The 10,640-nt window shown below is 72.2% G+C and carries 8 protein-coding genes; 4 read left to right on the top strand and 4 right to left on the bottom strand.

From position 1 onward, the window contains the following. On the bottom strand, positions 1-1,745 hold a 1,745-nt coding region (locus NBZ83_RS24810), incomplete at its 3' end, for an MFS transporter (RefSeq protein ID WP_261575901.1). A 484-nt stretch (positions 1,746-2,229) separates the two neighbouring features. Between NBZ83_RS24810 and NBZ83_RS24805 the strand changes: the two genes are divergently transcribed. The 3 genes from NBZ83_RS24805 (at position 2,230) to NBZ83_RS24795 (ending at position 5,256) form a co-directional block, all read left to right on the top strand. Continuing rightward, positions 2,230-3,174, top strand: coding sequence for an alpha/beta fold hydrolase (locus tag NBZ83_RS24805; RefSeq protein ID WP_261575900.1), 945 nt, complete (start codon positions 2,230-2,232; stop codon positions 3,172-3,174). 163 nt (positions 3,175-3,337) lie between these two features. Further along, positions 3,338-4,405, top strand: a complete 1,068-nt coding sequence (locus tag NBZ83_RS24800; RefSeq protein WP_261570706.1) for a DUF2889 domain-containing protein — start codon at positions 3,338-3,340, stop codon at positions 4,403-4,405. A 101-nt stretch (positions 4,406-4,506) separates the two neighbouring features. Beyond that, entirely contained in the window at positions 4,507-5,256 is a 750-nt protein-coding gene (locus NBZ83_RS24795; protein WP_261570707.1) for a TetR/AcrR family transcriptional regulator, read from the top strand. 37 nt (positions 5,257-5,293) lie between these two features. On the opposite strand, the gene NBZ83_RS24790 is transcribed toward NBZ83_RS24795, so the two are convergent. Then, positions 5,294-6,523, bottom strand: coding sequence for an RNA-guided endonuclease InsQ/TnpB family protein (locus NBZ83_RS24790; RefSeq protein ID WP_261575899.1), 1,230 nt, complete (start codon positions 6,521-6,523; stop codon positions 5,294-5,296). A gap of 22 nt (positions 6,524-6,545) precedes the next feature. Here NBZ83_RS24790 and tnpA point away from each other — a divergent pair, with 22 nt between their 5' ends. Beyond that, positions 6,546-6,968, top strand: coding sequence for an IS200/IS605 family transposase (gene tnpA, locus NBZ83_RS24785; protein WP_261570710.1), 423 nt, complete (start codon positions 6,546-6,548; stop codon positions 6,966-6,968). A gap of 306 nt (positions 6,969-7,274) precedes the next feature. On the opposite strand, the gene NBZ83_RS24780 is transcribed toward tnpA, so the two are convergent. Both NBZ83_RS24780 and NBZ83_RS24775 read right to left on the bottom strand, forming a co-directional pair. Next, complete coding sequence (locus NBZ83_RS24780; protein WP_261570709.1) at positions 7,275-9,494, bottom strand: glycosyltransferase family 39 protein; 2,220 nt, start codon at positions 9,492-9,494, stop codon at positions 7,275-7,277. 82 nt (positions 9,495-9,576) lie between these two features. Beyond that, entirely contained in the window at positions 9,577-10,470 is an 894-nt protein-coding gene (locus tag NBZ83_RS24775; RefSeq protein WP_498041076.1) for a dolichyl-phosphate beta-glucosyltransferase, read from the bottom strand. Between the last annotated feature and the right edge of the window lie 170 nt (positions 10,471-10,640).

Genomic DNA, 10,640 nt, shown 5'->3' with positions numbered 1-10,640 from the left:
GCGGTGGGGCCGGCGGCGGCCTCGACGGCGAGCAGGGTCTCGACGTGGACGTACTTCGCGCCGCGTAGCAGGGAGGCGATCGCGGCGATCAGTGACATCGCGATGGCCAGCGAGAAGACGATGATCAGGCCGTGGTGGAACGGCGAGGCGATCAGGTTCGGGAAGAACTCCTTGCCGGTCAGCGCCTGCGCGTTCGCCGTGGGGAGATGGCGCAGGGTGTCGTCGCCGAGCAGGTTCTGCATCGGGTTGTAGCCGAGGAAGGCGGCGAACAGGCTGCCGACGGGCGGCAGGTGCGCCACCCGGTCGGTGACGTCGGCCGGCACGCCCTGCGCGGCAAGCCCGCTGTGCAGCGAGTGCGGCAGCGTCGAGGACAGCCCGGCGATCATCAGGGAGAAGAACACGCCGATCGAGAGGACCTGGCCGGAGTTCATGAACGTGGCGCGCATCCCGGAGGCGCCGCCGCGGGCCGCGGCGGGCACGGCGTTCATCACCGCGGTCGTGTTCGGCGCGGAGAACAGGCCCGAGCCGATCCCGTTGAGGACCAGCAGCGCGGCGAACGCCGGGTAGCTGAAGTCCGTCGGCAGCAGCAGCAGGCCGAGGAAGGTCGCCGCGACCAGGGTCAGGCCGCCGGTGGCGAAGGCGCGGGCGCCGAACCGGTCGGACAGGAAGCCCGACACCGGGCCGGCCACGAGGAACCCGACCGTCAGGGGCAGCAGGTAGATGCCCGCCCACAGGGGCGTGTCGACGTAGTCGTAGCCGTGTAGCGGCAGCCAGATCCCCTGCAGCCAGATGATCAGCATGAACTGCATGCCGCCGCGGGCGATCGAGGACAGCAGGACCGCGGCGTTGCCGGCGGCGAACGCCCGGATCCGGAACAGCGCCAGGTTGAACATCGGCTGCGCGGTTCGCCGTTCGATCAGGACGAACGCGACGAGGACGGCGGCGCCGCCGATGAGCGCGGCGAGGACCTTCGGGTTGAGCCAGCCCATGTCGTGGCCGCCATAGGGCTGGATGCCGTAGGTGACGCCGGCGAGCAGCGCGGTCAGCCCGACCGCGAAGGTGATGTTGCCCCACCAGTCGATGCGGGCGGGCGCGCGCCGGCCGGTGTCACGCAGGCTGCGGTAGGACCAGATGGTGCCGAGCACGCCGATCGGCACGCTCACCCAGAACACCGCCCGCCAGTTCCACTCCGACAGCAGGCCGCCGGCGACCAGCCCGATGAAGGAGCCGGCGAGCGCGGCGACCTGGTTGATGCCCAGTGCCATGCCCCGCTGGCGGGTGGGGAAGGCGTCGGTGAGGATGGCCGTCGAGTTGGCCATGAGCATCGCGCCGCCCACGCCCTGCACGACCCGCCAGCCGATCAGCCACAGCGCGCCGGACGAACCCTGCCAGGGGGTCAGCGCCAGCCCGATCGAGGCGACGCTGAAGACGGCGAACCCGGCGTTGTAGATCCGGACGCGGCCGAACATGTCGCCGAGCCGGCCCAGCGTCACCACCAGCACGGCGGAGACGAGCATGTAGCCCATCAGCATCCACAGCAGGTAGCTGACGTTGCCCGGCTGCAGTGGGTCGAGGTGGATCCCGCGGAAGATCGCGGGCAGGGAGATGATGACGATCGAGCTGTTGACCGTCGCCATCAGCACCCCGATGGTCGTGTTCGACAGGGCGATCCAGCGGTATCTCGAGTGGTCGTCCTGGTGTGGCCGGCGCGCTGCGTCGACCGGAGTCCCCGCGGTCGTGGACATCCGGCGCTGCTCCCTCCGTCACCGATGCGGGCCGGTCCGCCTTGACGGGCGGTCCCCGGTGTCCTGCATGGCATGGGCGCGAGGCGGGCCACCGAGGGCCGGGTGATGTCGCTTCGCTGCGGTGAGGGGCCTGTCTGACTCCGGGCCGAGCTGACTCTGGGTGGAGCTGACTCCGGGTGGAGCTGACTCCGGGTGGAGCTGACTCCGGGTGGAGCCGGCGGCGTGCTCCGCGTCCACGTCCGATGATTGCTTGACTCACACTAACAACTGGCCGGGCGGTCGACATTCCCGTCACGGCCGCCGGTGAGCGGCAGGAAGCGGTGCACGGTGGCCCCCGCGCCGTCCTAGCATTGCCCACTGGACGGATCACGGCCCATCTGGCCGGATCGAGGCTCATCTAGACGGATCACGCCTCGCTGGACGGCACGGCCATCCGAAGGCCGGTGCGAACAGAGCGGGGCCGGTGCGAGGAGAGCGAGGCGACGTGGCGACCGATGTCGAGAGCACGTTGGCGGCCGACGACTACGACGAGTTCGGACTGCTGCACGAGAACGCCGAGGAACTCGGCCTGCCGTTCGCGGGCCGGCCCGATGTCAGCCGCGGCTACGTCGAGCTGGCGGCCGACCGGCGGCTGAGCTACATCCGCTGGGGCACCGCCGATCCCGAGGTGGTGTTCCTCCACGGCGGCGCCCAGAACGCCCACACCTGGGACTATGTGGCGCTCGCGCTGGGCCGGCCCGCGGTGGCGTTCGACCTGCCTGGCCACGGCCGGTCGTCCTGGCGCGCCGACCGCGACTACGGTCCGTGGCGCAACGTCGAGGCGCTGGAGGTCGCCGTGGCGGCCGTGGCGCCGAACGCGGCGGTCGTCGTGGGCATGTCGCTCGGCGGTTTGACCATCACCCACCTGGCCGCGACCCGTCCCGACCTGTGCCGCCGGGCGGTGATCGTCGACGTCACCCCGCAGGTCAACGACCAGAACCGGACGATGACGACGGCCGAACGCGGCTCGGTGGCGCTCGTCAGCGGACCGCCGACCTACGCCTCGTTCGAGGAGATGGCCGACGCCGCGGTCGCGCTCAGCCCGCTGCGGGCCGCCGCCGGGGTGCGCCGCGGGGTGCGCCACAACGCCCGCCGGCTGCCGGACGGCCGCTGGTCGTGGCGCTACGACCTGTTCGGCCCGCCCCCGCCGGGCACACCGGACTGGCTCGACTTCACCTCGCTGTGGGACGAGGTCGACACGATCACCGTGCCGACGCTGCTCGTGCGCGGCGGCGAGTCGAAGTACGTCCACGACGCCGACGTCGACGAGTTCCGCCGCCGGCTGCCGTCCCTGCGCTACGCCGCCGTCGATGGCGCCGGCCACGCGGTGCAGAGCGACCGCCCGCTGGAGCTCGTCGCGCTGATCCGCGACTTCGCCTTCCCGTCCTGACGGAGACCCGTGGTCGATGTCACCCAGCGCAGTGGCATTGCGAAGGGTAGATTTGCAATTCAGCTTTACTGTGTAAAGGGTGACGGGTTATGTCGCGGCCGCATTGGCCCATTTGGGTGGTGTGCCGCCGCGGCATGCCGCCCGACCGGGCTCGGAGGTCCAGATGCCGTCTCCCGTACGACCACTGCCGGCGCTCGCCGACCTGACCCCGCCGCCGGCCAGTCCGCACCGCGGCGCCCCGCGGCGCGTGCCCGGATCGGTGCGGCGCACGAGCCATCTCAACGTGACCTGGCCCGCCGGCTACGGATCCCCGATGAACCTCAGCGCCGGCGCCCGTGACCTCGTCACCGGGCGCGACGGGCAGGCGACGGTCGTCGATTCCGCGCAGCTGCGCGTCACCGTCGACAACACCCGGACGCTGCGCTCCCTCACCAGCGTGCCCCCCCGCCGGGCCCTCGCCGGGCTGATCGGCCAGAACGGCGGCCGCGGCTACCGTGCCCGCCTGCGCGAGCTGGTCCCCGAGGACGTCACCACGGGATCGCCCCTGCACTTCCTGCTCGACGACATGCCCGGCGCGACCCTGGTGGCGCCGATCGCCTGGCGGCTGTGGCCGGGCGAGCAGGACAAACTGGACAGGTTCGCCGCAGCGACGCAGGCCAGCCGGGTCGAGGCGATGCGCGAGGTCTGCTCGGGATGGCGGGCCGACGGCGGCCCGCTGGAACGGATGTCCCAGGGCTGCGGGCTGGAGCAGAACCTCGTCCCCGCCCATCCGTTGGAGCAGCCCGACGATCCGCTGGCCTGGCACCGGATCCCGGCACCCCCCGGCGACTCGGCGATGTTCCGCCGCCGCCGCCGGGTGGACGTGATCGCGCCCGAGCTCCGGGAGCAGGGCGTCATGACCGTCGACTCGGCGTTCCGCGACAGCATGTGGAGCCCGCAGGGCGTGGAGACGATCGTGCACGAATACGGCGTGCACGCCACCGTCGACCCGGCCACCATGCGGCTCGTCGGGATCCACGCGGACCCGCGGGTGCTGCCCTTCGAAACCTGCCCCTCGGCCGCTGGCAACGTGGATCTGCTGCTCGGCGAGCCGATGCGGACCCTGCGCGCCCGGGTCATCCGACTCCTCGTCGGCACCGACGGCTGCACCCACCTCAACGACGCGCTGCGGGCCCTCGCCGAGGTTCCCGTCCTCGTCGACCAGCTCGTCACCACCGGCCGCATCGACTGATCCCCGCCCCACCACCCGACCGGACGCGGCGACCGGACGTCCCGGCCCGTCGACTTCGCTGGTTTTATACTCACTGCGGGGCGTTTCCCGCGGTGACGGGGATGGCGGCGGCGCCCGGTGGCATCAACGTGTCCGGTGGTATGTCGACGTGTTCGGGTGGTGAGGTGGCGGCACGTGCCCGTCCGGCTGCGGCTCCCGGTGCGCCGGCGGGGGCCGCGAGGGCGCTGGGGGTCGACGACATCGTCGCCGCTGCCCTGCGCGTCGGGACGACCCGGGGGTTCGAGGCGCTGACCATGCGGGCTCTCGCCGAGGAGCTCGGGGTGTCCGCGATGGCCGCCTACCACCACGTCCCCAACAAGGACGCGCTGGTCAACCTGGTCGTCGACGCGGTTCTCGCCGACGTCGAGATCCCCCCGACCGACCTCGGCGACTGGGACGTGCGCCTGTGCACGCTGCGCAGCCGCGTGTCCGAGGCGCTGGGTGCCTGGCCGGGCGTCGACGCGCTGATCTTCGGCCGCCCGCCCACCGCCCACGGCTGGCGCATCATGGACGGCTACCTCCAGATCCTGCTCGACGCCGGCCTGACGCCGAAGAACGCGCTACTCGGCTTCAACGTCCTGCAGGACTACGGCATGGCCCGGTCCATCATCCAGCGCCGGATGCGTGCTGCCGGGGGCGCGGGCGGCGGCGTCCCGAGCGACCGGCCCGCGCAGTGGCCGGCGCTGGGCCGGGTGGAGCAGACGTGGTCCCAGATCCACCGCGGCGACGTCGCCGCCTTCGCCGACGCCCTCATCGTGGAGGGCCTGCGTGCCCTGCTGGCCAGGCAGCACGCCGGCACCGACGTTGATTGACATCCTCTCCACCCTGAAGGGTGGAGATTCCAGCCTGCTACGCCGCTGTGGGCGTGATCTTCTGGCGGGTTCCCGCTTCACCGCGCGATGCCGGCACAGGTGCCGGTCTGACTCGCGCTCCACGGGCGTTTACGGTCTCCGCCTGCCCGGCGGCGACCTTGCGTCCTTCGGTCTGGATGTTCCGGGCCGCGTTGACGTCCCGGTCGTGGTGGACACCGCACGCCGGGCAGGTCCACGCCCGCACGTCCAGCGGTTTCGGGCCGTCCTTCACCCCGCAGGCCGAGCACACCTGGGACGACGGAAAGAACCTGTCGACCTTGGCGAACGCCCGGCCGCGCTTGACGGCCTTGTACTCCAGCATGTTCACGAACTGGGACCAGCCCGCGTCGTGGACCGACCGGGCCAGCCGGGTCCGGCCGAGACCGGCCACGCACAGATCCTCGACGTAGACCGCTTGGTTCTCGCGGATGATCGCCGTGGAGAGCTTGTGCTGCCAGTCCCGCCGGGCGTCGGCCACATGCGCGTGCGCGCTGGCCACCTTGACGACGGCTTTCCTTCGGTTACTGCTGCCCTTCTTCCTGCGGCACAGGTCTTTCTGCAACCGGCGCAGCTTGCGGTGCGCACGGCGGAGGAACGTCGGCGAGGTGACCTTCGTGCCGTCCGAGAGGATCACGAAGCGCGTCAGACCCAGGTCGATGCCCGTCTCGGACTCGACCGGTGGCAGCGGATCGTCCGTCGTCTGCACGACGAACGACGCGAAGTACCGCCCGGCCGGATCCCGGATCACGGTCACCGACGACGGTTCGGCGGGCAAGTCCCGCGACCAGCGAACCGGCACGTCCCCGATCTTCGGCAGGCGTAGCTTCCGCCCGGCCGTCACGGTGAACCGGGCGTTCTTCGTGAACCGGATCGACTGCCGGTTGTCCTTCCGCGACCGGAACCGGGGTGGCGCGACCTTCCGGCCTTTCCGCTTCCCCGACACCGAGGAGAAGAAGTTCCGGTACGCCGTGTTCAGGTCGGCCAGCGCCTGCTGGAGCACGACGGCGGACACCTCGCCGAGCCATGCCCGCCCCGGGGTCCGCTTCGCCTCGGTGACGACCCTGCGCGACAGTTCCCCGTCGGAGATGTATGCCAGCCCGGCCGCCCGGGCGTCCTGCCGCAGCCTCAGCGCGTCGTTGAACACGACTCGCGCACAGCCGAACGCCCGGGACAACGCCGCGATCTGACCCGGCGACGGGTCGAGGCGGTAGTTGTACCGAAGCTGCATGCTACCATTCTACACTTGGTTTATGGCCCAGGATCTCGACATCCGTACCGGTAGGCACTGTGTTTTCGTTCTGCACGCCCACTTGGTCTTCGTGACGAAGTACCGGCACCGCGTGTTCACCGACCGGCATCTGACTCGCCTGGAGAAGATCGTGCGGGCGGTGTGCGCCGACTTCGAGGTTGAACTGGTCGAGTTCAACGGCGAGGGCGATCATGTCCACCTGCTGGTCAACTTCCCGCCGAAGGTCGCCCTGTCGAAGCTCGTCAACAGCCTCAAGGGTGTGTCGTCGCGCCGGATGCGGCAGGAGTTCCCCGACCTCGTCCGGCACTACTGGCGGGCCAACCGGCTCTGGTCCGGGTCCTACTTCGCCGGCTCCGTCGGCGGGGCGCCGATCAGCGTGCTCCGGCAGTACATCGAGCAGCAGTCCCGGCCAGGTGCGGTCTAGGGCACGCTCAGGCCGCGAGGCGGCCTTCCCGCGCGGGCCTTCACCCCCGGCCTGAAGGCCGGAGCACTGGCCCGCATTTCGGTAGCGGTTGCGCGGTGCGGTTCCGCGGAACACCTTGATCGTCGGGACTGGAGCGCGCCCTCATCCGGACGGTGCGCCGACCCGGGCGCGTTGATCGCAGCGGCGGGGCCGAAACGCCCCCACGGCGGCAACGGTCCCCGGGAGGTCCGTCGCCGCCATGGCGGGCTGTCGTGTCAGCGGTGTCGTGTCAAGCGGTGTCGTGTCAGCCGTTCGTGCTGGTGGGGGTCAGTTCGTGCTGGTGGCGGTCAGGTCGTAGACCGTCTGGCCGCCCACGGTGGTGGCGGTGAAGTGCGCCGCGATCCAGGTGGCGATCTGCGAGCCGGTCCCCGAGGCACGGTCGCCGCCCATGCCGCCACCCATGCCCCCGCCGCCGGTCACGAAGTAGTGGATCTTCCCGTCGGCGACCCACTGCTGGAACTGGGCCAGGGCCGGCGCCGGGTCGCTGCCGTCCCAGCCGCCGATCGCGATGACGGACTGCCCGCTGGCGAGCTCGAGCTGCGCCGCGCTGGTCGCGCCGCTCGTCGTGGCCGCGGCCCACGTGGTGGTCGAACGGGCCAGCAGCGCGGTCAGCGCCGCGTTCGTGGACTGCTGGCCGCCGGCACCACCCGCGCCCGCCGCGGACGTGCTGCCCGTCGTCGAGGTGCTACCTGTCGTGGACGTGCCGCTCGCTGCGGAGGTGCTGCCTGTCGTGGTGGTGCTGCCTGTCGTGGTGGTGCTGCTGCTTGCGGTGCTGCCGCCGGTGGAGCTGGCGGCGGCGGATCCCTGCGTGCCGGTGGGCGGGGTCCCTGTCGGTCGGGTGCCGGTGGGCGGTGTGCCGCCGCCCCCGAAACGTCCGCCGTTACCGGCGCCGCCGCCCATCGCCGCGCTCGACGGACCCGAGGTGGGGATCGATCCGGTGTGCGGATGCGTGGCGGTGCTGGCGGCATAGGCCGCGCCGCCGGCGCCGACGGTGAGCACCGTCGCCGTGGCGAGCACCGCCGTCACCCGAGTGAACCGGGCCGCGCCGGCGACCAGCGCGGCGGCCAGGGCCAGCGCGCCGATGAGCACGACCCAGCGCAGCGCCGGCAGCCAGGTCGGCGCCCGGTCGAGCAGCGCGAAGCTCCAGGCACCGGTCAGCGCGATCATGGCGGCGAGTGCCGCCCGCGCCGGGAGCCGGGCACGGTCGCGCCACAGCGCGGTCCCGCCGGCGGCGACGAGCGCGGCGATCGCCGGCGCCAGGGCGACGGTGTAGTAGGGATGGATGATCCCGTTCATGAAGCTGAACACCAGCCCGCTGACGACGAGCCAGCCGCCCCACAGCACGAGCGCGGCCCGCGCCGGATCGGTGCGGGGTGCCCGTCTGGTCCGCCACAGTCCGACGACCAGCGCAAGCAGGGCCGCGGGGAGCAGCCAGGAGATCTCCGAGCCCATGCTCGATCCGAACAACCGGGTGATCCCGGTCGCGCCACCGAAGCCGGTGTTCGCCCCGCCGCCCATCCCGCCACCGCCGCCGCCGCCGCCGGCCCCGCCGCCGGAGGAGCCGAAGATGCGGCCGAGACCGTTGTAGCCCAGCGCCAGCTGCAGCAGGCTGTTGTCGGTGGAACCGCCGATGTAGGGGCGCGACGACGCCGGCCACAGGTCGACCAGAGCGACGTACCAGCCGGCGGAGACGACAATCGCCCCGGCCGCGCCGGCCAGGTGCAGCACCCGGCGCCGTAGCCCCGTCGGCGCGGCGATCAGATATGCCAGGCCGAGCGCCGGGACGACCAGCAGCGCCTGCGCCAGCTTGGTGAGGAAGCCGAAGCCGATGCAGGTTCCGGCGAGCATCAGCCAGCGTGCGCTGGCCCGCTCGGTCGCCCGGACCGTGCAGTAGGCCGCGGCGACGAGGAGCAGCACCAGCAGGGCGTCCGGGTTGTTGAAGCGGAACATCAGCGCGGCGACCGGGGTCAGCGCGAACGCGGCGCCCGCGAGCAGCCCGGCGGCGGCGCCGGCGTTGCGCCGGACGGTGGCGTACAGCAGCCCGACGGCCGCGACCCCCTCGATCGCCTGCGGGGCGAGCACGGACCAGGACGAGAAGCCGAAGACCCGCGCGGACAGCCCGGAGATCCACAGCGACGCCGGCGGCTTGTCGACGGTGATCGCGTTGCCGGCGTCCAGCGAGCCGAACAGCAGCGCCTTCCAGCTCTGCGATCCCGACTGGGTCGCCGCCGCGTAGAAGCTGTTGCCGTAGCCGGACGCGCTGAGGTTCCACAGGTAGAGCAGTGCCGTCCCGGCGAGCAGGGCCAGCAGCGTCGGCCGGACCCACACCGGATCGTCCGCCGGCCCCCGGGCCAGCCGCCCGAGGCGCCCGTGCCCCCTGCCCGGCGGCGGAGGCGGCGGCGGTTCGGCCCAGCGCCCGGCAACGCCCGGCCGCGGGGCGAGCCGGATCGTGTCGGACTGGTCGACATCGGGTGCGGTGGTCGTCATCGGGCAAACTCCAGAGTCAGAGGAAACCGTCCCGGGCGCGCCAGGTTGAGATCGGTCGCGCCGCCCGTACGGCAGCCGAGGTTCAGCGCGGGGTGCCGGCGCCGGTCGGGGCGGTCGCCCGGTCGGCGCTCGGAAGCGTGGCGCGGCTGTGCTGGCTGTGCTGGCTGTGCTGGCTGGGTCGGTGCTCCGGGGTGACGTCCGGGTAGGGCGAGAGGGGGGCGAGCGGCGCGGAGCCCCGGGAGAGCGGGCCGCGGCCGACCCAGGAGCGCAGGTGCGCGACGGGCACGGTGCCGCTGGCGATCGCGCGGCGAACCCGCACGATGCCCCGAAGGTCGGCCAGCGCGGTGGCGACGATGTCGACGCTGCTGTCCGGATCGTCCACCCAGTCCACCGGCACCTCGTGCACGCGCAGCCCGCAGCGTTCGGCCAGGACGAGCAGCTCGGTGTCGAAGAACCAGCCGGTGTCGGCGACGTGCGGCAGCAGGTGCGCGGCGACGTCGGCGCGGATCGCCTTGAAGCCGCACTGCGCGTCGCGGAACCGCACCCGCAGCGTCCGGCGCAGCAGCAGGTTGTAACAACGGGAGATGATCTCCCGCTTCGGCCCGCGTACCACCCGTGACCCGCGGCTCAACCGGCTGCCGACGGCGACGTCGGAATGCCCGGAGATCAGCGGCGCGACCAGGGGGAGCAGGGCGCCCAGATCGGTCGACAGGTCGACGTCGGTGTAGGCGAGGACGTCGGCGTCCGAGGCCGACCACACCGCGTGCAGCGCCCGCCCCCGCCCCTTGAGTTCAAGATGGGTGACGGCGACGCCGGGAAGCTCGGCGGCCAGGGCGCGGGCCAGCGCCAGGGTCCCGTCGGTGCTGGCGTTGTCCGCGATCGTGATCCGGAACGGGTACGGGAACCGTTCGAGCAGAAAGGCGTGCAGCCGCCGGACGGACGGCCCGAGATCCCGCTGCTCGTTGTAGACCGGCACCACCATGTCCAGGACGGGATGGCCCGGACTGGCAGCTCGCGGATTCGGTCGCGTCGCCCGCCGGACGACGCGACCACTATGGCTGTCGGCGCCCGCGACGGAGGGACGGATGGCCGAAGTCGATGAATACGACCACGGCGACATGGCGCGGGAGGTGGTGGGGGTTGTGG

The sequence above is a fragment of the Frankia gtarii genome, from assembly GCF_025403375.1.
Lineage (GTDB): Bacteria > Actinomycetota > Actinomycetes > Frankiales > Frankiaceae > Frankia > Frankia gtarii.
This window is presented reverse-complemented; position numbering and strand designations above follow the sequence as displayed.

What these genes read in the sequence shown, in the direction of transcription:
- NBZ83_RS24795 (WP_261570707.1), top strand. Translation starts at nt 4,507, where the DNA reads ATGGCGGCGGCGCCCGGTGGCATCAACGTGTCCGGTGGTATGTCGACG.
- NBZ83_RS24780 (WP_261570709.1), bottom strand. Translation starts at nt 9,494, where the DNA reads ATGACGACCACCGCACCCGATGTCGACCAGTCCGACACGATCCGGCTC.
- NBZ83_RS24790 (WP_261575899.1), bottom strand. Translation starts at nt 6,523, where the DNA reads ATGCAGCTTCGGTACAACTACCGCCTCGACCCGTCGCCGGGTCAGATC.
- NBZ83_RS24800 (WP_261570706.1), top strand. Translation starts at nt 3,338, where the DNA reads ATGCCGTCTCCCGTACGACCACTGCCGGCGCTCGCCGACCTGACCCCG.
- tnpA (WP_261570710.1), top strand. Translation starts at nt 6,546, where the DNA reads ATGGCCCAGGATCTCGACATCCGTACCGGTAGGCACTGTGTTTTCGTT.